The 19,529-nt window shown below is 52.0% G+C and carries 18 protein-coding genes; 16 read left to right on the top strand and 2 right to left on the bottom strand.

The features are described from left to right. Positions 1–251: 251 nt before the first annotated feature. The 7 genes from FHS18_RS11795 to FHS18_RS11765 all read left to right on the top strand — a co-directional run bounded on the left by FHS18_RS11795 (position 252) and on the right by FHS18_RS11765 (position 7,870). Entirely contained in the window at positions 252–950 is a 699-nt protein-coding gene (locus FHS18_RS11795) for a response regulator transcription factor (RefSeq protein WP_183600240.1), read from the top strand. Beyond that, positions 947–2,302, top strand: coding sequence for a HAMP domain-containing sensor histidine kinase (locus FHS18_RS11790; RefSeq protein WP_183600239.1), 1,356 nt, complete (start codon positions 947–949; stop codon positions 2,300–2,302). The genes FHS18_RS11795 and FHS18_RS11790 overlap by 4 nt, the downstream gene beginning before the upstream one ends. 38 nt (positions 2,303–2,340) lie before the next feature. Beyond that, entirely contained in the window at positions 2,341–3,201 is an 861-nt protein-coding gene (locus FHS18_RS11785; RefSeq protein WP_183600238.1) for a carbon-nitrogen hydrolase family protein, read from the top strand. Beyond that, on the top strand, positions 3,159–3,893 hold the full coding sequence (locus FHS18_RS11780) for a GNAT family N-acetyltransferase (RefSeq protein ID WP_183600237.1): 735 nt from the start codon (positions 3,159–3,161) through the stop codon (positions 3,891–3,893). Before FHS18_RS11785 ends, FHS18_RS11780 begins: the two co-directional genes overlap by 43 nt. Beyond that, positions 3,893–4,561 carry a GNAT family N-acetyltransferase gene (locus tag FHS18_RS11775; RefSeq protein ID WP_183600236.1) on the top strand — a complete coding sequence of 223 codons (669 nt, stop codon included), beginning with the start codon at positions 3,893–3,895 and terminating at the stop codon, positions 4,559–4,561. The genes FHS18_RS11780 and FHS18_RS11775 overlap by 1 nt, the downstream gene beginning before the upstream one ends. Before the next feature lie 35 nt (positions 4,562–4,596). Then, positions 4,597–5,376 (top strand): MBL fold metallo-hydrolase, encoded by a 780-nt coding sequence (locus FHS18_RS11770; protein ID WP_343060504.1) that lies wholly within the window; start codon positions 4,597–4,599, stop codon positions 5,374–5,376. Positions 5,377–5,875: 499 nt separating this feature from the next. Next, a complete protein-coding gene (locus FHS18_RS11765; RefSeq protein ID WP_246427594.1) occupies positions 5,876–7,870 on the top strand; it encodes an endonuclease MutS2 in 1,995 nt (664 codons plus the stop codon). 26 nt (positions 7,871–7,896) lie between these two features. On the opposite strand, the gene FHS18_RS11760 is transcribed toward FHS18_RS11765, so the two are convergent. Continuing rightward, entirely contained in the window at positions 7,897–8,541 is a 645-nt protein-coding gene (locus FHS18_RS11760) for a thiamine diphosphokinase (RefSeq protein WP_183600235.1), read from the bottom strand. Between the two features lie 336 nt (positions 8,542–8,877). On the opposite strand from FHS18_RS11760, the gene FHS18_RS11755 reads away from it, so the two are divergent. Both FHS18_RS11755 and FHS18_RS11750 read left to right on the top strand, forming a co-directional pair. Then, the gene (locus tag FHS18_RS11755) at positions 8,878–9,555 is read left to right on the top strand and encodes a trimeric intracellular cation channel family protein (protein WP_183600394.1); all 678 of its coding nucleotides are present in this window, start codon (positions 8,878–8,880) and stop codon (positions 9,553–9,555) included. After that, positions 9,552–10,028, top strand: coding sequence for a low molecular weight protein-tyrosine-phosphatase (locus FHS18_RS11750; protein ID WP_183600234.1), 477 nt, complete (start codon positions 9,552–9,554; stop codon positions 10,026–10,028). Before FHS18_RS11755 ends, FHS18_RS11750 begins: the two co-directional genes overlap by 4 nt. A gap of 105 nt (positions 10,029–10,133) precedes the next feature. Here FHS18_RS11750 and FHS18_RS11745 read toward each other — a convergent pair whose 3' ends face one another. Beyond that, a complete protein-coding gene (locus tag FHS18_RS11745) occupies positions 10,134–10,874 on the bottom strand; it encodes an alpha/beta hydrolase (protein ID WP_183600233.1) in 741 nt (246 codons plus the stop codon). Positions 10,875–11,158: 284 nt separating this feature from the next. Here FHS18_RS11745 and pdhA point away from each other — a divergent pair, with 284 nt between their 5' ends. The 7 genes from pdhA to FHS18_RS11710 all read left to right on the top strand — a co-directional run bounded on the left by pdhA (position 11,159) and on the right by FHS18_RS11710 (position 19,522). Beyond that, positions 11,159–12,238, top strand: a complete 1,080-nt coding sequence (gene pdhA, locus FHS18_RS11740) for a pyruvate dehydrogenase (acetyl-transferring) E1 component subunit alpha (protein ID WP_183600232.1) — start codon at positions 11,159–11,161, stop codon at positions 12,236–12,238. A gap of 159 nt (positions 12,239–12,397) precedes the next feature. Further along, the gene (locus tag FHS18_RS11735) at positions 12,398–13,375 is read left to right on the top strand and encodes an alpha-ketoacid dehydrogenase subunit beta (RefSeq protein WP_183600231.1); all 978 of its coding nucleotides are present in this window, start codon (positions 12,398–12,400) and stop codon (positions 13,373–13,375) included. 101 nt (positions 13,376–13,476) lie between these two features. Next, positions 13,477–14,763, top strand: a complete 1,287-nt coding sequence (locus FHS18_RS11730; protein ID WP_183600230.1) for a 2-oxo acid dehydrogenase subunit E2 — start codon at positions 13,477–13,479, stop codon at positions 14,761–14,763. A gap of 3 nt (positions 14,764–14,766) precedes the next feature. After that, a complete protein-coding gene (gene lpdA, locus FHS18_RS11725; protein ID WP_183600229.1) occupies positions 14,767–16,188 on the top strand; it encodes a dihydrolipoyl dehydrogenase in 1,422 nt (473 codons plus the stop codon). Between the two features lie 303 nt (positions 16,189–16,491). After that, positions 16,492–17,286 (top strand): thymidylate synthase, encoded by a 795-nt coding sequence (gene thyA / locus FHS18_RS11720; RefSeq protein ID WP_183600228.1) that lies wholly within the window; start codon positions 16,492–16,494, stop codon positions 17,284–17,286. Positions 17,287–17,307: 21 nt separating this feature from the next. Continuing rightward, positions 17,308–17,814, top strand: coding sequence for a dihydrofolate reductase (locus tag FHS18_RS11715; protein WP_183600227.1), 507 nt, complete (start codon positions 17,308–17,310; stop codon positions 17,812–17,814). Positions 17,815–18,031: 217 nt separating this feature from the next. After that, positions 18,032–19,522: a glutamate synthase subunit beta gene (locus FHS18_RS11710; RefSeq protein ID WP_183600226.1), complete on the top strand. Its 1,491-nt coding sequence runs from the start codon at positions 18,032–18,034 to the stop codon at positions 19,520–19,522. Positions 19,523–19,529 lie beyond the last annotated feature (7 nt).

The following is a 19,529-nucleotide window of genomic DNA, read 5'->3' as shown; positions in this document are numbered from 1 at the left end:
TAATATACACGCTTATTAATCATCTTCTGCTTCTCCGGGATTGAAACGAGCCTACGCCAACATAGACAGCGTCAAGCGATGCACCTTGCCTAAAGTGGTCAGGCTTGACAGGGCTGTGGTACAATGAATCGCGGAGCGTTCGCTGGCATTGACCAAGACGCAGAACTTACTGGCTTGAAAACCTGTCTGAGCTTCATTATGATGAAGGGGGATAAAGATGGGGGAAGTCTAGTATAAGTAGGTGGACAACTATGAATGAACGTGTACTCGTAATAGAAGATGAAGATGGCATTGCGCGGATCCTTCAGCTTGAATTGGAGCATGAGGGCTACACCGTAGGAAGAGCTGCCGACGGTCGGACAGGTCTGGAGCTGGCTGGTTCCGGCGAATGGGATCTTGTGCTGCTCGACGTGATGCTGCCTGAGCTTAACGGAATTGAAGTGCTGCGCCGATTGCGGCAAGGCGGCAACCTGATTCCGATAATACTGCTGACTGCCCGCGATACGATTCCGGACAAAGTAAGCGGTTTTGAGCATGGCGCCAATGATTACATAACGAAGCCGTTCGCAATGGAAGAGCTGCTCGCGCGGGTGCGGAATTTACTGCGCATCTTCGGCCAGCAGCCGCGCGAGAACGAAAGTCCGGACGTCTTGAAGGCTGCCGACCTGTCGATCGAGCTGCGGACGCGCAAAGTATTCCGCAAGGAAACGCCGATCGAGCTTACGCCGCGCGAGTTCGAGCTGCTCGTGTTTCTTGCCGAACATAAGAATGAAGAGAAGTCGCGTGAAGATATTTTGTCCGAGGTATGGGGCTATGACTTCATCGGCGAGACCAATCTCGTCGATGTGTACATCCGTTATTTGCGTCAGAAAATCGACAAAGGCTATCGTCATAAACTGATTCATACGGTTCGCGGGGTCGGTTACATGCTGAAGGAGCCTGATGCATGACCCTTCGCCGCAGATTTACCTTTTTCACGATCTTCTGGCTTATCTTCATTCTGATTCTGTTTAATATTTTCGTTTATTTGTTCGTAATCAAAATTACGATCCGCAGTGAAGAGCAACTGCTCACGAATAAAGTGAACATCCTGCTCGAGGATCCCCGGATTGATCATGTGACGGGTTTAACAGCAACCGATCTGCTTCGGGACTATTATAATGTGAATGAGCTGATCCGAATTATTTCGCCGGAAGGCCGTGTAATTAACGCCCAAGGGTCAGATGAGGAACTGCTCGCGCTCAAGCCGCTGTTCCTGACGCATTACGATACCGGCATGATGTTCATCGAAGGCAAACGCGTGATTTATATGCGCGTGCCGCTGTACGAGGGACAGAAGGTCATCGGCGTCCTGGAGCTCTATCGGAAGCTGACGATGCTCGACAGTTATTTGAAGGTGCTCGTCATCGCTTTGACCATCACGAGCGCCGGCGCGATTCTGTTCGCGGTCATCGGAACCTATTGGTTCACGTCCAGGTTGACTTCGCCGATTCAGCATATGGTCCAGACGATGCGCGAAATCGACCGCAGCGGCAAGCTGCGCAAGATTGAGCTGGGCAGCAAGGAGCAGTCCGCGGAGCTCGAACAGTTGGCCAGAGCGTTCAATCAGATGATCGACAAGCTTGACCGCACCTTCGCCCGTCAGCGGCAATTCGTAGCAGATGCCTCTCACGAACTGAAGACGCCGCTTACGGTCATCTCCAGCTACGCCAATATGCTCAGCCGTTGGGGCAGGGATGATCAGAATGTCCGCGATGAAGCGGTGGAAGCGATCAGCAAAGAAGCGCAGCGGCTGCAGAATTTGACGAAATCGATGCTGATGCTTGCAGAGGCCGAACAGGAGGACTGGCTGAGATTAGAGACCTTCGATCTGGTTCATCTGGCCGACGAAACGGCGGATATGCTGCATGCGACGTTCCAACGCGTGATCCGGGTACATACGCCTAAGACCGATGTCAGGATGATGGCCGACAAGGAGAAAATCAGACAGCTGCTGGTGATCTTGCTCGACAATGCCATCAAGTACAGCAAGGAACCCATCGACATCATTATCAGTCTAACAAAAGGCTCCGTTCGGATTGCGGTCGCCGACAAAGGAATCGGCATTCCGGAGAACGATATGCCGCATCTGTTCGAGCGCTTCTTCCGGGTTGATGGCGCTAGGAGCCGCTCGACCGGCGGAGTTGGCTTGGGGTTATCGATCGCTAAGCGAATCATCGACTTGCATGAAGGACAGATTGATGTGTTCAGCAAGCCCGAGAAGGGTACGACGATTACGGTCGTTCTGCCGCATAAGAAGTAACATATTTCGATGTATCGATATCATTAGGGGGCATAATCATGAAGTTTCGGGTTGCCGCTGTTCAATATAAGCTGGAGGATATCAGCAGCTTTCAGCAATTCGCCGACCAGGTCAAACATTACATTCGCAACGCATCGGAATATGGAGCAGATTTCGTTCTGTTCCCGGAGTTCATGACGACGCAGTTGCTGTCCATAGGCGACGAGACGGGAGAGGCATTGACCATTGATCGTCTCCCAACGTTTACGGAGGAATACATCGCGTTGTTCCAAGGGCTTGCCTCGGAATACCGCATGCATATCATTGGCGGTACGCATGTCATCGAGGTGGGCGAGGAGAAGCGGCAGAATGCCGCGCATCTATTCTATCCGGATGGCCGTGTAGAAGTGCAGCCTAAGCTGCATTTGACGCCAACCGAGGTAGAAGGCTGGGATATGGCGCAAGGGGAATCGCTTAGAGTATTCCAAACCGAATTCGGGACGATCGCGATGCTCACGTGCTACGATATTGAGTTCCCTGAGATCGTGCGGATGGCTAGAGCCAAAGGCGCGGATGTTATCTTCTGCCCTTCCTGCACGGATGACCGCCATGGCTTCTACCGTGTCCGGTATTGCTGCCATGCCAGAGCGGTGGAGAATCAAGTCTATGTCGTAACGACGGGGACGGTCGGTTCCTTGCGTAAGGTTGATCTGATGCGCGCGAACTTCGGGCAGGCTGCGATCATATCGCCGAACGATATTCCATTCCCGCCTGCCGGCATCTTGGCCGAAGGCATTATGAATGATGACATGCTCGTGGTCGCGGACCTGAATTTGCAGCTGTTGGACGAAGTGCGCGCAGCAGGATCGGTCACAACATGGAGGGACCGCCGCACGGACTTGTATCCGGATTGGAAGTGATCCTAACCTTGCATAAAGAACTGATCGTGTATGCTTCAGGCATTCCCAAGCGGATTCGGATTCGTAACTATACGATGGAAGATTATGAGGGGATGATTGCGATCCAGCGCGAGAGTTTCCCGCCGCCTTATCCGTCGGAATTATGGTGGAATGAGGAGCAGCTTCACGAGCACATCACCCGGTTCCCGGAAGGCGCGCTATGCGTCGAAGCGGATGGGAAGCTGGTCGGCTCGATGACGGGGCTTATAGTCGACGAGAGCCAGCTGGAAGGCTCTCACAGTTGGTCGACGATCTCGGATAATGGTTTCATCCGGAATCACAATCCGAATGGCGATACGTTATATGTCGTAGATGTATGCGTCATTCCGGAATATCGCAAGTACGGAATTGGCAAGTGGCTGATGCAGACCATGTACGAGGTCGTTGTCCATCTGCGCTTGCGCAGACTGTTGGGCGGCGGACGAATGCCAGGGTACCATCATGTCGCAGACACCATGTCTGCGGAAGCCTACTTGGAAGGGGTTATCACGGGCCAGTGGAAGGACCCTGTAATCACCTTCCTCTTGCGCTGCGGCCGGTTGCCCATCGGGGTGGAAGCGAACTACCTTGACGATGAGGAATCGTTGAATTATGCCGCGCTGATGGAATGGCGCAATCCCTTTTACACCGGAGAAGAAAGGTTGGGAAGCTAATGGAATATATACGTATTCAATCGATTGAACATCCGCTTTTTGCCAAAATGCATCTGTTGATGCAGCAAGTTTTCCCGCCGGAGGAGGTACTTGCCTTCGATAAATGGGCCGGTCCTATTCAAGACGAGACCATTCATGTATATGTTGCCGTCCATGAAGGCGAAGTTGTCGGAGCGACGGAGTATCGCTACTACCCGGATATGCACGTAGCGATGACCGATTTTACGATCATCGGCCGCGCCGGACTCGGCATCGGACGATTCTTGCTGAAGAGCCGCGAGCGCGACTTGGCGCAATTAGCGGCTGGCAGCGGAACGAAGCCGCTAGGCATGTTCGCCGAGATCTACAACCCTAGCGAGTCGGAGCACAAATTCAGCGGGAACACGCCGATGAATCCGTATGTCCGCCGTGAAGTATTGTCGCATATCGGTTATCGCCGTCTCGACTTCCCTTATGTGCATCCTTCTTGGGAAGAGAACGGAGAGGCGGTCACGGGCCTGGATCTGTCCTTCCTCCCTGCGGACGAAGAGATGACGAGCGTTCCGGCTTCGTTAGTGACCCAGTTCTTGCACACTTACTACTCGGCATTGCCTGACAAGCCGCAGCAGTGGCATGATATGGTGGCCCAGCTGAATGGCCGAACGTCGATCGAATTGAAAGAGCTGTAAGCTTTAGGCTTAGGTTTGTAGGAGGTTGGGCAATCGTGCCAACGACAATAAGCTTTTGGGGGACGGGGGATTCCATGGGGGTCCCTCGTATCTATTGTTCTTGCGATGTCTGTGAAGAAGCGCGGACAAGCGGCGTGAACCGTAGAAGGCGGTCGCTCGTACACCTGCAGGACGAGTCCTTCGGAACGGTGTTGATTGATTGCGGCCCGGATTGGCGGGAGCAAATGGAGCAGGCGGGATTGCGGTTCATTGATCGCATTCTCATCACCCACGCGCATTTTGATCACATTGCAGGATTGGCGGAGTGGGCGGATGCTTGCCGCTGGCTTGGTCGGAAGGGGACCGCTTTTGCGATGCCGGATGTGATCGGCGAGATTACGAACCGTTTTCCTTGGTTATGCCGCCAGATCGATTTCATTCCGATTCAAGGCCCTTTTCAGTTGGGGGATTGGACGGTAGATTGCTGGCGCGTCAACCACGGCAAGAACGGATACGCTTATGCCTTTAAATTCACGAACATCGTGGATCAGCATGCATGGGCGTATTGCTCGGACTCGATCGCATTGACGGAAGAACAGCGCGAACCTTTGTACGGGCTGGATTTGCTCGTACTCGGTACGAGTTTCTATGAAGAACCGTTTCCGTTCGAGACGCGGTCGGTCTACGACGTGAAGGAAGCGCTGGAGTTGCTCCAAGAGCTGCAGCCTGGTCGTACCTTGTTCACCCATATCTCGCATGATATTGATAGGAGACGCGATTATGCTCTGCCCCAGCAAGTCGGGTTCGCATATGGCGGTCTTCAGGTGCAGGTCTAAGGCGCGAAGTCGCGTTCATCCGTCGTGAAGGAAAGCCGGACTTGACGTCAAGCCTTCATTCGGCATAAGATAGGATTATCTTACAATGCAAGGGGAAATTTTAATGTTTGCTGGTGTTCTTAACTCGTAATTTGATATTCAGTTTGAATGTACGTAACGAATCGAATTGAACTTGCTGACGAATTTGGCAGGTCTGTTTCGTGTTACTCATTCGGCTGGTCTCATGAGTTAAGAACATGATGATTTCCGCCTTTCATTTCGGCGAATCAGCGTGCTCTTGGAGCACGCTTTTTTTCTGTCTTTTTGCATACATTCCGACGAGTAGCGAATGGCCGCCACGGCGCTTTTTCGAATAACCGAAATAGCGTAGTGTGCTGTTCAAAGTATCGTGGTGTGGATGGGTGCAGGAAGGCTGGCCGAAGAGAACTAGGGAACGGGAAGCGCATGCGCTTCTTGTTCCCTTTTTTGTTTTCCAGCAACCCTTAGGAGGATGAGAACAATGATGAACCAGGCTAGCATGAAGCGATTGGAATACGACAAAATCAAGGAACAACTCACGGACTATACGGTATCTACGGCAGGCAGAAGACTGGCGGAGCTGCATGAGCCTAGCTCGAATGAGCGGACTGTGCGTGCTTGGATGAACGAAACGGACGAAGCAGCCAGACTGCTCGATACCGGGGCAAGCATTCCGTTGTCCGCAATGGAAGGGATCGAGCCGTTCATCCAACTGCTCGGCAAGGGAAGGATCTATAACGAACAAGAGCTGACCTTTCTTGCCTCTTGGCTTGCGTCCGTCGCGCAGATGCGTCGGTATATGCAGTCGAAGCATCATGCGGCCCCGACGATCAGCAGCTATGCCGACTCCATGCATGATTGCGCCAATCTGCGGGATGAACTTGAGCGCTGCTTACGTTATGGCCAGCTGACCGATCAGGCAAGCGTTTATTTGGGAGATATACGGCGTCAGCTAGCTGCGCTAGAGGATCGAATTGAGCGTCGACTTCAGCAGACGATGGGCAAATACAAAGCGGCTTTGCAAGAGCAGATTATAAGCAAACGCGGCGGCCACTATGTCATTCCGGTGAAGCGCGAACTTCGCAAGCAGGTGCCAGGGACTGTATGGGATGAGTCTGCCAGCGGTCAGACCTTGTTCGTCGAACCGGCTGATATCGCGGAGTTGCAATCCGAATGGCAGCTGTGGCAAGCGGAAGAGGAGCGGGAGAAAACCGTGATCCTATCGACGCTATCCGAGCTTGCGGAGACGTATGGCGATCAATTGCGCTGGAATATTGAAGCGATGGCGTCGTTTGACTTTATTTTTGCGCGGGCCAAACTGTCTCGAACCTGGGATGGCATTGCAGTTCCTATTGCCCCGACGCCGATGATCAAGCTCGTGAATGCCAAGCATCCGCTGCTCGGCAAGAACTGCCTTCCGCTGAATGTTGAACTCGGACGAAGCTGGAGACAGCTGATGATTACCGGACCGAACACGGGAGGCAAGACGGTGACGCTGAAGACGATGGGGCTGATGGCGTTCATGCTGCAATCGGGTTTGCTGCTTCCGGCGGAACCGGGCACGGAACTGGGACTGTTCGATCACATTATGGCCGATGTAGGCGATGGCCAGAGCATCGAGCATTCGCTTAGCACCTTCTCGGCGCATATGTCGAACATGAAGGAAATGCTCAATTCCGCAGGCACAAGGTCGCTGTTATTGCTTGATGAACTCGCAGCAGGAACCGATCCCGGCGAAGGTATCGCACTGTCGATCGCGATCTTGGAAGAACTGCTGAGCCGGCAATCGCTAGTGGCCGCAACCACGCATTTTAACGAGATTAAGCGATTCGCCGCACGAACGGATGGCTGCGCCAACGCGAGAATGGCCTTTGATCCGGAGACGCTACGGCCGCTGTATCGGCTCGAGATTGGCGAAGCAGGGGACAGTTTTGCTTTTGCTATCGCAAAGCGGTACGGGTTGCCCGAGCATGTCATCGCACGAGCTGAGGCAAGAGCGGCTTTGTTTAAGAATACATCAGTTCAGCAGGCAAGTTCCGGAACTGATGCTGCAGAAGAACTCCAGCCTTATGTCCCCATGCATGCCGGTCATAGCAAATCGAATGCCAAACAGGAAGCGACTTTGAAGACAGGCGAACAGAATGAAGTAGAGGCAGGGGCTGGAGAGGGAACAAGCAAGCGAGCTTTTCAGGCAGGAGATTGCGTATGGATTTATCCGTTGAAACGAACGGGGATCGTCTATAAAGCCGCGGATGAACGGGGTGAGGTGGTCGTACAAGTGCAGAAGCAGAAGCTCACCTTTAACCGGAAGCGATTGTCGCTATATATCGCCGCCGATCAGCTGTATCCTGGTGAGGATTATGATATGGACATCGTATTCGAGACGAAGGCGGATCGCAAGATAAGAAAAATGATGAAGCGCAAGTATGTATCTGGCCTCACCATCGAGAAATCGGCGGATGATCCTACCTTATAAAGGTCGAAGCTAATTAAAAGTCGAAGCTAATCTTTGCTTTCAATCACAAGGAGCAGGCCGGAACGAATCCGGATGCTCCCTTCTTTTGCCTCGATCACGTTGCTGATCCCGAGCGACTGGCCGATCTTCAAGGTTGCGTCTTGCAGCGGATAGCGGAATCCTTCGAGATCGATGCCGGTGACTTCCGTTGTCAAAGGCAGAAGGGAGACGTGAGCGTATTCGTCTGCTTTTTGCAAAAGCAAGCGATCCGTGATGACCCTCACGCGGTTATGCTCGTCCACAATAGAGACGGGCACGTTATGATCAACGGCGGTTTTCAGCAAATGAATGTTCGCCAGGGAATGATCGAAGCGGGTTCCCAGAGCGCCTATAAGTATAATCTCGCGCGGGTGCTGCGCCATTGCATAACGAAAAGCCAACTCGGTATCCGTGAAATCCTTGTCGATCGGATCACAGGCTTCGACATGTTCGCATTCCTGTCTAAGAAACTCCATCTCGGCCTGCGTGACCGAATCGAAATCGCCGATCGCCAGATTCGGGCGGATCTGGTGCGAGACCAGATAGTACGCGCCGCGGTCAGCGCCGATTACGTAGTCGTCTTCCTGTATTAGGGGCAGTGCCCACTCTCCTAGCCGTCCACCAGTAAAGATGAGAATGCGGCGAGCTTGCATAGTCGTTCTTCCTTTCGCTAGCCAAAAGTATGTATTGCCCCAGTATACTAGGGAGCAATGAGATTGACCAGCATCGATGCGTAATGGCGATGATTAGAATTGTTCGGAAAGAAATACGCTTCGCCATGTGCCTTCCCGCGCATAATAAACGAAACATGAACCGCTTTTCAAAAAATATCTTGGAACATGTTCGCAAAAGTTCTCTTGCGCAAACTTTAGTACCGCGGCTAAAATGGGAAAGGGAAAAATACGGACACCGTTCGACACACGTAGGGATGAGCTTGGGAAGTGTCACGCGGACGACGGAGGCATCATTCGTTGAATTGGCATGTGGATATGGACGTCTTTACCGTGTTTAGCATTATCGGTACAATCGCTTTTGCCGTGAGCGGCGCGATTGTAGCCATGGAAGAGGAATACGATATTCTAGGCGTATACGTACTGGGGTTAGTAACGGCATTCGGCGGAGGGGTCGTGCGGAATTTGCTGATTGGTATTCCAGTGACGACATTGTGGTCGCAGGGCTTGTTGTTGAAGACGGCGGTAGTTGCCATGACGATCGCATTCATCCTGCCTGTCGGTTGGATTCAGCAATGGCGTAAGAGCGAGGCGTTCTTCGATGCGATTGGACTAGCCGCATTCGCGATTCAAGGGGCGTTGTATGCTACGGGCAAACATCCGCTGTCAGCGGTCATCGTCGCGGCAATGTTGACCGGGATCGGCGGCGGGATGATCCGTGACGTCCTGGCGGGTAGGAAACCACTTGTACTCCGCGATGAGATTTATGCGGTATGGGCCATGATAGCGGGCGCGGTGGTCGGATTGGGTTGGTTCAAGACACCGCTTGAGCTGCTTACGCTGTTCTGCGTCGTGGTCGCTTTCCGGATGATGTCGGTTCATTTCAAATGGCGCCTGCCGCGCAGATCGCTTAAATATGCGCTGGCGCAATCCGTACATCAAGACGACCATTCAATCGCGGCCGACAACAACATGCAGAGGGGGGAACGCCAATGATCAAAGTACTGTTCGTTTGTCTGGGCAACATCTGCCGTTCGCCAATGGCTGAGGCGGTATTCAAGCAACAACTTAGAGAACAAGGATTAACGGAGACGATCGAGGTCGATTCGGCAGGAACCGGGGACTGGCATCTCGGTAAAATCCCTCATGAAGGCACACGCAGATTGCTCGATGAGCATGGCGTCTCTTATGAAGGAATGCGGGCGAGGCAAGTGCGGCTCAGCGATTATCATGACTTTGATTACATTGTCTGCATGGACAGCAACAATGAACGGGATGTAAGGCAGCTGTTCGGCAGCAAATGCGATGGCCATCCGAAAGTGTTCAAGTTTATGGATCTGCTTCCGGAACGCAAGACGCCCGATGTGCCGGACCCTTATTATACCGGTAATTTCGAGGAGACTTACGAACTGGTGAGCGAAGGCTGCGCGAAGTTGATCGACCGCATCCGATTAGAGAAGCTTCAATAGAAGAGGCGTACATAAAAAGACCGTTTTCCCGAGAGAATCTCGTGAGAACGGTCTTTTTGCTCATTTACGAAAGTTTCGCTTGAGACGCAATGTCACGGTTGAAGGCTAGCTTTCTTGCCGCAAGAAAGTTTTGAGCGAGGCGGGGATATGCTTTTGCCAAAAGCCCCATACATGCTTGCCGTCATGCTCGCCGTAATGCGTTACGGCGCCTTTGGCCTCGAGCAGCTGCTTCATCTCCCGGTTGATCGCGACAAAATTGAACACGCCGCGGTCGGTTTCATAGGCATCCTCTTGAAGGCCGACGATCATGAACAGCTCCAGATCGCTCAGATCGCCAGCTTGGGCAGCAATTGCCTGCGAGGACGGATAGAACGCGCCGGATAAGGCGATAATGCGGTTGAACAGATTTGGATAACGAAGCGCGATATGAAGCGACACGGTGCCGCCAAGCGAATCGCCCGCGAGAATCCGCTCTTCCTTTACGCGGCGAGCAGCATATTTGGCTTCTATATAAGGAACGAGCTCATCGGCGAAGAATCGGACATAACCATCGTGAAGGGGGCCGTCCGGAGCGTATTCGTCTGTCCGTTTCTTCTTGTCGACGTCTACGCCTACAATAATGAAAGGTTCGATGCCTTCATCCAGGATCAATTGCGTGGCGATGGTGGCAACCCGGCCGAAGTTGAAGAAATCTTCGCCATCCTGACAATAGACGACAGGATAACTTAATACCTCGTTGTAGCCAGGGGGAAGGAAGACCCGAAGCTCCCGCTGTCCTTCCGGCAAGTATTGGCTGGGGACGGTGTCTTTGACAATGGTGCGTTTCAAGTAACGTGAATCTGTCATATTGCTGTTCTCCTCTCGAGCTTGCATGAGTTCATCCAATTTCGGGCAAACAAAAAGAAGGGGTATTATGCCCAGGTTTACTCGTAATCTGTCTTGTGTACTATTCTGTACTATAGAAAAAAGGAGCCTGTTACATATACAATCCGCGTTGAAAAAACGCACAATGTGTGAAAAATCAACGGGTTAAGCGATTTTATGCTTTGACCATTCGGGTTGAACAGGGTTATAATCATTCTATAACAGTGACCTGTGTTTTTTCAAATATTAAGCTGAGGTGAACCTTAATGAGCAAGCTGTTAAGCAAGCTGCCTTACGAAGTTCAAACGGAACCGGTTTATCCGCTGTCCGTTCTATCGCCAGAAGGCGAAGTTGTTAATCCTGATCTTCTCCCGAACCTTTCGGATGACCAATTAAAAGAAATTATGTACCGTATGGTATTTACCCGCACTTGGGATGAGCGCGCAGTAAACCTGGGCCGTCAAGGACGCCTTGGCTTCTATGCGCCGGTATCCGGCCAAGAAGCTTCCATGATCGGCAGCGAATACGCGCTGAACAAAGAAGACTTCGTATGCCCGGGCTACCGTGATATGCCGCAGATCGTATGGCACGGTCTTCCGCTTTACCAAGCTTTCCTGTACTCCCGTGGCCATCAGCACGGCGGTCAAATCCCAGAGGGTGTTAACGTACTGATGCCACAAATCATCATCGGCGCCCAAATCCTCCATGCAACAGGCGTTGCCATGGCATTCAAGAAAAAGAACGAGAAGCGCGTAGCAATCACGTATACAGGTGACGGCGGCTCCTCCGAAGGCGATTTCTACGAAGGTCTGAACTTTGCTGGAGCATACAAACTTCCAGTCATTTACTGTGTTCAGAACAACGGTTATGCAATCACGACTCCTTACGCGAAGCAAACGGCTGCTCCTTCGATCGCACACAAAGCAATCGCAGCAGGCATCAAAGGCGTGCAGGTTGACGGCATGGACGTTCTTGCCGTGTACAAAGCAGTATCCGAAGCAGCTGAGCGCGGCCGTAACGGCGAAGGCGCTACGCTGATCGAGCTCATCACGTACCGCTTCCGTCCACACTCCCTTGCGGACGATGCGACGAAGTACCGTACGAAGGACGAAGAGAGCGAATGGATGGAGAAGGATCCGCTGATCCGCTTCGGCAAGTTCCTCGAGAAGAAAGGCCTTTGGACTGAGGAAGACACGAACCGTGTCAAAGAAGAAGCGAAGGCTGCTGTGAACGACAACATCAAGAAAGCCGAGGCAACAGAGAAAATGACTGTTTCAGGCCTTATCGATTCGATGTTCGAGCACACGCCAGCTCACCTGGAAGAGCAAAAAGCCGACTTCCAATAAGAAGCCGACAGAGCGGAATCGAATATAGGACAGGGCTGCTGCCTGGCGGCGGTCCTGTACCACGATTTACTTTCCATTATATAGATAAGCATTCATCAGTGAATCCCGAAGCGAATTCGCTGTGCAGGAATAGAACACTCTTAGGAGGAACCAACGAACATGGCACAAATGAATATGTTGGAAGCGATCCGCGACGCGATGCGCGTGGAAATGAAACGCGATACTAACGTAGTCGCCTTCGGCGAAGACGTGGGTAAAGTCGGCGGCGTATTCCGCGTTACCGAAGGTCTGCAAGAAGAATTCGGCGAGGACCGCGTATTCGATACGCCGCTTGCTGAATCCGCAATTGCCGGTATGGCAGTAGGTATGGGCATTCAGGGCTTCCGTCCGGTTGCCGAAATTCAATTTGTAGGCTTCATCTACGAAGCGCTTGACCAAATGTTCGTTCAAGCGGCTCGTATGCGTTACCGTTCCGGCGGCCGTTACAACTCGCCGATCGTATTCCGTACGCCATTCGGCGGCGGCGTTAAAGCTGCTGAGCTTCACACGGACTCCCTTGAAGGTCTTGCAATCCAGACGCCGGGTATTAAAGTTATCGTCCCTTCGAATCCTTACGATGCAAAAGGTCTCATGATCTCCGCGATTCGTGATAACGACCCTGTATTCTTCATGGAGCACCTGAACTTGTACCGTGCATTCCGTGCAGAGGTTCCAGAGGGCGAATACACGATCGAAATCGGCAAAGCGAACGTTGTTCGCGAAGGTAAAGACGTAACGATCATCGCATACGGCTTGATGGTTCATACGGCGGTTAAAGCTGCTGAAGAACTTGAGAAGCAAGGCGTAAGCGCTGAAGTTATCGACCTTCGTACGCTGCTTCCGCTCGACATCGATACGATCGTTGCTTCGATTAAGAAAACGAACCGCGCGATCGTCGTTCAAGAAGCACAAAAAACTTCCGGTGCGGCTGCCGAGATCATCACGCAAATCAACGAGAAAGCCATTCTTCACCTGGAAGCGCCTGTTCTTCGCGTAGCCGGTCCGGATACTGTTTATCCGTTCGCGCAAATCGAAGACGCGTGGCTCCCGACTCAAGCTCGCATCATCGCAGCAGTGAACAAAGTACGGGAATTCTAATTTATTCCTGAACTAATCCATACACGCATTACAAGATTGGGGCGGATGCTATTCGCTTAGAATGGGCATTCGCTTCACCAACCTTTGAGGAGGTACCGCAAGTGGCAAAATTTGAATACCGGTTCCCAGAGCTGGGCGAAGGCCTGCATGAGGGCGAAATCGTCAAAATGCATATCAAGCCAGGCGACAGCGTAACTGACGACGATATTATTATGGAAGTACAGAACGATAAGGCGATTGTAGAAGTGCCTTGTCCGGTTAATGGTAAAGTATTGGAAGTATTCACGAAAGACGGCCAAGTGTGCCACGTCGGCGAAGTAGTCGCGATCATCGATGCAGAAGGCGATCTGCCTGAGCAAGCTGAAGCGCCAGCTGCTGCCGAAGAGAAAGCACCTGCTCCGGCGGCTGAAGAGAAAGCGGCTCCTGCAGGACAGGCTGCACCTGCTCCAACTCCAACATCCGCTGGTCCGGTTCTGGCAACACCGAGCGTTCGCAAATTCGCGCGTGAAAAAGGCGTGGATATCGCAACAATCAGCGGAACTGGCAAGAACGGCCGTATTACGCGTGAAGATGTCACTGCATTCGCAGCTGGCGGCGGCACGGCAGCTCCGGCGGCACAAGCAGCTGAAGCCCCTGCAACCGAAGCGAAGGCAGCTCCTGCAGCTGTAACGGTTGTAGCAGGCGAGCGTCCGGAAGAACGCGTAGCGTTCAAAGGCATCCGTAAGGCAATCGCGAACGCAATGTCGAAGTCCGTATACACAGCTCCACATGTTACGATCATGGACGAAGTTGACGTAACCGAGCTTGTAGCGCTTCGTACGAAAGCGAAACCTTTGGCAGAGAAGAAAGGCGTTAAGCTCACTTACCTGCCGTTCATCGTTAAGGCGCTCGTGGCTGCATGCCGTCAGTTCCCGATCATGAACGCAATGCTGGACGAAGAGAAGCAAGAGATCGTCTACAAGAAGTACTACAACATCGGTATCGCAACAGATACAGACAACGGCCTAATCGTTCCTGTTATCCATGATGCGGACCGCAAGAATGTGTGGATGGTTGCTGATTCAATCCGCGATCTTGCAACACGCGGCCGTGACGGCAAACTGACACCAGCAGAGATGAAAGGCAGCACAATCTCGATCACGAACATCGGTTCCGCAGGCGGCATGTTCTTCACGCCGGTAATCAACTTCCCTGAAGTTGCAATCCTTGGCACAGGCCGCATCTCCGAGAAACCGGTTGTTAAGAACGGCCAGATCGTTGTTGCTCCAGTTATGGCGCTTTCCTTAAGCTTCGACCACCGTCTCATCGATGGTGCTACGGCACAAAACTTTATGAACTACATCAAGCAGCTGCTTGCTGATCCGCAACTGCTCGTAATGGAGGTATAACCCATGGTAGTAGGAGACGCTTCACTCGATATCGATACACTAGTCATTGGTGCAGGTCCTGGTGGTTATGTTGCAGCAATCCGTGCAGCTCAACTGGGTCAAAAAGTTCTGATCGCTGATAAAGGTAAATGGGGCGGCGTGTGTCTGAACGTCGGCTGTATTCCTTCCAAAGCGCTGATCAACTCGGCTCATCACTATGAGGCGATGCAACACGCCGATCAATTCGGTCTGTCCGCCGAGAACATCTCCGTAGACTTCACGAAAGTGCAAGACTACAAAAACTCCGTTGTCAACAAAATGACAAGCGGCGTTGAGATGCTGCTCAAAGCTAACAAGATCCAAATGTTCTCCGGCGAAGTGATGTTCATCAACGAGAACGAGGCACGTCTGTTCAACGACCAAGAAGCTCCTCGTTACCGTTTCAAAAACTGCATTATCGCAACAGGTTCCCGTCCAATCGAGCTGAAGCCTTTCCCTTACGGCGGCCGCATTCTGTCTTCGACAGAAGCATTGTCGCTGCAAGAAGTGCCGAAAAGCCTCGTTGTTATCGGCGGCGGTTATGTAGGTATCGAGCTTGGCCAAATGTACTCGAAATTCGGAACGGAAGTTACGATTCTTGAGGGTGCGGACACCATCATGCCTGGCTTCGACAAAGACATGAGCTCGCTTGTCGTGAAACATCTGAAACAAAACAAAGTTGAAATCGTCAACGGCGCCCTCGCTAAGAGCGCGGAGCAAACCGACAAAGACGTTACAGTAACGTACGAAGTAAACGGCGAGACGAAGTCCGTAACGGCAGATTATCTGCTCGTAACGGTTGGTCGTCGTCCGAATACGGATGGCGAGCTGGGTCTTGACCTGATCAACATCAAAATGACTGACCGTGGCCTGATCGAAGTTGACGATCAATGCCGCACAAGCATTCCGCACATCTTCGCTATCGGCGATATCGTGCCAGGCGCTGCGCTTGCGCACAAAGCTTCTTATGAAGCGAAAGTCGCTGCAGAAGCAATTTCCGGATTGCCTTCGAAAGTGGACTACAAGTGTATCCCTGCAGTTGCTTTCTCCGATCCGGAATGCGCAGCCGTTGGTTACACCGAGAAAGAAGCCAAAGAAAAAGGCTACACAGTAAAATCCAGCAAGTTCCCATTCGGCGGCAACGGCCGTGCGGTAACGCTGGGTGGAGCAGACGGCTTCATGAAGATTGTTCATGAAGTTGAGACAGGTCTTGTTCTTGGCGCTCAAATCGCTGGCGTTGAAGCTTCCAACATGATCGCTGAGCTTGGTCTTGCGATCGAGATGGGCGCGACAATCGAGGATATCGCATTGACGATCCATGCGCATCCAACGCTTGCAGAGATCACGATGGATACGGCTGAGCTTGCAATGGGCCATCCAATCCACACGATTGCACCTAAGAAGTAATGGATAGAGCTTGATGATGAAGGCAGCCGCTTTTGTCCTCCCAGAGGATAAGGCGGTTGCCTTTTTTAACATATAGGAAAGGTTAAGTTTCACCTTTATACTCGGGCCTCTATGTCACCGGAATGAAACGGGCCTACGCTATTAAAGACGGCGTTAGCCGTTTCACCTTGATACATAAGCAAAGAACCGCAAAATCTGGCAGCATGTCTTTTAAGCGTGAATGTTAAGAATTTGTCGAAAAAGTGTTCGTATGATGGTATGATAATATAACTAAAGTCGGAATATGTACGAGGAGGTCTACTGTTGAAAGCTTATCTTGATTTGCTGCAGGACGTGCTGGATCATGGCGTCGTGAAAGAAGACCGAACAGGTACGGGGACGATATCGGTGTTCGGCCGACAACTGCGGTTTGATTTGAATGAAGGGTTCCCCCTGGTGACGACGAAGCGCGTGCATATGAAGTCGATTATTCATGAGCTGCTGTGGTTTCTGAAAGGCGATACGAACGTTCGTTATCTGCAGGATAATAATGTTCGGATATGGAATGAGTGGGCGGACGAGAACGGCGATCTAGGACCCGTCTATGGCTCCCAATGGCGCGCCTGGGAGACGCCAGATGGCCGTAAGATCGATCAGATTGCGCAAGTCGTCGAATCGATCAAGAATAACCCTGATTCGCGCAGACACATGGTCAGCGCGTGGAACGTGGCGGAGATTGAGAATATGAAGCTGCCGCCATGTCATTTCGTTTTCCAATTCTACGTAGCTAACGGCAAGCTGTCCTGCATGATGACCATGCGTTCATCGGACACTTTCCTTGGACTGCCGTTCAATATTGCGCAATACGCGCTGCTTACGCATATGATCGCGCAGCAATGCGATCTTGGCGTTGGCGAGTTCATCTACAACGGCGGAGATGTTCACATTTATAGCAATCATATTGAGCAGGTGAAGCTGCAGCTGACCCGGGAGCCTTATTCGTTGCCGAAGCTGAAAATTAAGCGGAAGCCGGACTCAATTTTCAATTATGAATATGATGATTTTGAGATTACGGATTATGAGTATCACCCGACGATCAAAGCGGAAGTGTCCGTCTAGCGAAAGGAGAGGGAGAGCAGCATGACGATTACGTTAATTGCCGCGATGGAGAGCAGACGCGGGATTGGCCTTGAGAATAAGCTGTTATGGCATCTCCCCGCGGAGATGGCGCATTTCAAGCGTTCGACGACAGGCAAGACGGTGCTCATGGGCCGCAAGACGTTCGAATCGCTAGGCCGACCGCTGCCTAACCGCAAGAATGTAGTGCTTTCCCGGGACGAATCGTATCAGCCGGAAGGCTGCGAAGTCATTCACTCGATTGAAGAAGCGTTAGTGAAGTATGGTGAAGGCGTGTTCGGCGAGGAGCTGATGGTCATCGGAGGAGCGAATATTTATGCACAATTCCTGCCTTTTTCGCATAAAGTCCTCCTGACTGAAGTGGCGGCGGAGCTTGCGGCGGACGCCTATTTCCCTCTGATCCCGGAGGGGGAATTCACGCTTACCGAGCGCGAATGCCATCAGCAAGATGAGAAACATTCTTACGATTTCTGCATCCAGACGTTCGAGAGAATTGCCTCTGACAGCTAGATTTCGAGTGTTCTGAATATGACACCGATATGTGATTTAGTGCAAATGATTGTACGGATAATCCATTTAACAGAAGCGGGCTAAGTTGCTACTATATTCTAAATGGATTGGCCTTCGGTACAAAAAGTTTGTTCTTGAATAATGGATAGAATCCCGATATAGTTTGATAGAGAAAGTTGTACCTGGGTACGGGAAAAAGGATGGAGGATAAGCGATCATGTCTACACCAACAGGATTTATGGACTACAAACGCGAGCTGCCCGCTGACCGCAGTCCGCTTGAACGGATTAACGATTGGAACGAGTTCCACAAGCACTTAAGCACCGAGCAGCTGCGCACGCAGGGTGCACGTTGTATGGATTGCGGAACGCCTTATTGCCACACAGGGATGGAGATGACAGGCGGAACGTCTGGCTGCCCGGTAAACAACCTCATTCCGGAATGGAACAATCTTATCTATCGCGGTCTGTGGCGCGAAGCGCTTGACCGTTTGCATAAAACGAACAATTTCCCAGAGTTTACTGGACGCGTTTGTCCAGCGCCATGCGAAGGTTCCTGTACGGTCGGCCTTATCGGTGATCCGGTTACGATTAAGACAATCGAGCAATCGATCATCGACAAGGGCTTCGAAGAGGGTTGGGTTGTACCACAACCGCCGCTCGTTCGTACAGGCAAGCGCGTAGCGGTAGTAGGCTCCGGCCCAGCTGGCATGGCTTGCGCGGCGCAGTTGAATAAAGCCGGCCACACGGTAACGGTGTTCGAACGCGCTGACCGTATCGGCGGCTTGCTGACTTATGGCATTCCAACGGTGAAGCTGGAGAAGGATGTCGTTCAGCGCCGGGTGGACTTGCTCGAAGCGGAAGGCATCGAATTCAAGACGAATACAGAAATCGGCAAAGATATTGCAGCTGATCAACTCGTTAGCGACTTTGACGCGGTTGTCCTGTGCGGCGGTTCGACTAGAGCTCGCGAAGTTGAGATCGAAGGCCGTGACCTGAAAGGCATCCACCTTGCGATGGATTATCTGAATGGCACGATTAAGAGCTACCTCGATTCGAATCTTGAGGATGGCAATTATATCTCTGCAAAAGATAAGAACGTCATCGTAATCGGCGGCGGAGATACGGGAACGGACTGTGTAGGTACTGCGCTTCGTCATGGCTGTAAGACGGTTACGCAATTCGGTACGCATGCGAAAGCTCCGCTTGAGCGCGACCACATCAACAATCCATGGCCGCAATTCCCGAACGTATACACGCTCGACTACGCGCAAGAAGAAGCGCGTGCGCTGTTCGGCGAAGATCCGCGTCAATTCTCCGTCTTGACGAAGAAGTTCGTAGGCGACGAGAACGGCAATGTGAAAGAGCTTCACACTGTACAAATCGAGCGTACGGTAGATCCAGAGACCGGACGCCGTATTTATACCGAAATCCCAGGCACAGAGCAAGTTTGGCCAGCTGATATCGTTATGATCGCAGTCGGCTTCGAAGGTCCGGAGCGCACGCTGATTGATCAGCTCGGTCTGGAGCAAGATCGCCGCTCGAATGTCAAAGCGAAGTACGGCGACTACCGCACAAGCATCGACAAAGTATTCGCAGCGGGCGATATGCGCCGCGGCCAAAGCCTTGTCGTATGGGCGATCAATGAAGGACGCGAAGCAGCGCGCGAGGTTGACCGCTATCTGATGGGCTCGACAATGCTGCCATAAGCTTGAA

The organism is Paenibacillus phyllosphaerae (genome assembly GCF_014192105.1).
Taxonomy (GTDB): Bacteria; Bacillota; Bacilli; order Paenibacillales; family Paenibacillaceae; genus Paenibacillus_Z; species Paenibacillus_Z phyllosphaerae.
The sequence above is the reverse complement of the archived record's forward strand: the minus strand, read 5'-3'. Positions and strand labels throughout refer to the sequence as shown.

Excerpts from the sequence above, each read along its gene's own strand:
- FHS18_RS11750 (WP_183600234.1), top strand. The coding sequence starts at position 9,552 with ATGATCAAAGTACTGTTCGTTTGTCTGGGCAACATCTGCCGTTCGCCA.
- FHS18_RS11775 (WP_183600236.1), top strand. The coding sequence starts at position 3,893 with ATGGAATATATACGTATTCAATCGATTGAACATCCGCTTTTTGCCAAA.
- lpdA (WP_183600229.1), top strand. The coding sequence starts at position 14,767 with ATGGTAGTAGGAGACGCTTCACTCGATATCGATACACTAGTCATTGGT.
- FHS18_RS11780 (WP_183600237.1), top strand. The coding sequence starts at position 3,159 with ATGGAGGGACCGCCGCACGGACTTGTATCCGGATTGGAAGTGATCCTA.
- FHS18_RS11795 (WP_183600240.1), top strand. The coding sequence starts at position 252 with ATGAATGAACGTGTACTCGTAATAGAAGATGAAGATGGCATTGCGCGG.
- FHS18_RS11785 (WP_183600238.1), top strand. The coding sequence starts at position 2,341 with ATGAAGTTTCGGGTTGCCGCTGTTCAATATAAGCTGGAGGATATCAGC.
- FHS18_RS11715 (WP_183600227.1), top strand. The coding sequence starts at position 17,308 with ATGACGATTACGTTAATTGCCGCGATGGAGAGCAGACGCGGGATTGGC.
- pdhA (WP_183600232.1), top strand. The coding sequence starts at position 11,159 with ATGAGCAAGCTGTTAAGCAAGCTGCCTTACGAAGTTCAAACGGAACCG.
- FHS18_RS11710 (WP_183600226.1), top strand. The coding sequence starts at position 18,032 with ATGTCTACACCAACAGGATTTATGGACTACAAACGCGAGCTGCCCGCT.
- FHS18_RS11745 (WP_183600233.1), bottom strand. The coding sequence starts at position 10,874 with ATGACAGATTCACGTTACTTGAAACGCACCATTGTCAAAGACACCGTC.
- FHS18_RS11735 (WP_183600231.1), top strand. The coding sequence starts at position 12,398 with ATGGCACAAATGAATATGTTGGAAGCGATCCGCGACGCGATGCGCGTG.
- FHS18_RS11765 (WP_246427594.1), top strand. The coding sequence starts at position 5,876 with ATGATGAACCAGGCTAGCATGAAGCGATTGGAATACGACAAAATCAAG.
- FHS18_RS11790 (WP_183600239.1), top strand. The coding sequence starts at position 947 with ATGACCCTTCGCCGCAGATTTACCTTTTTCACGATCTTCTGGCTTATC.
- FHS18_RS11755 (WP_183600394.1), top strand. The coding sequence starts at position 8,878 with ATGGACGTCTTTACCGTGTTTAGCATTATCGGTACAATCGCTTTTGCC.
- FHS18_RS11760 (WP_183600235.1), bottom strand. The coding sequence starts at position 8,541 with ATGCAAGCTCGCCGCATTCTCATCTTTACTGGTGGACGGCTAGGAGAG.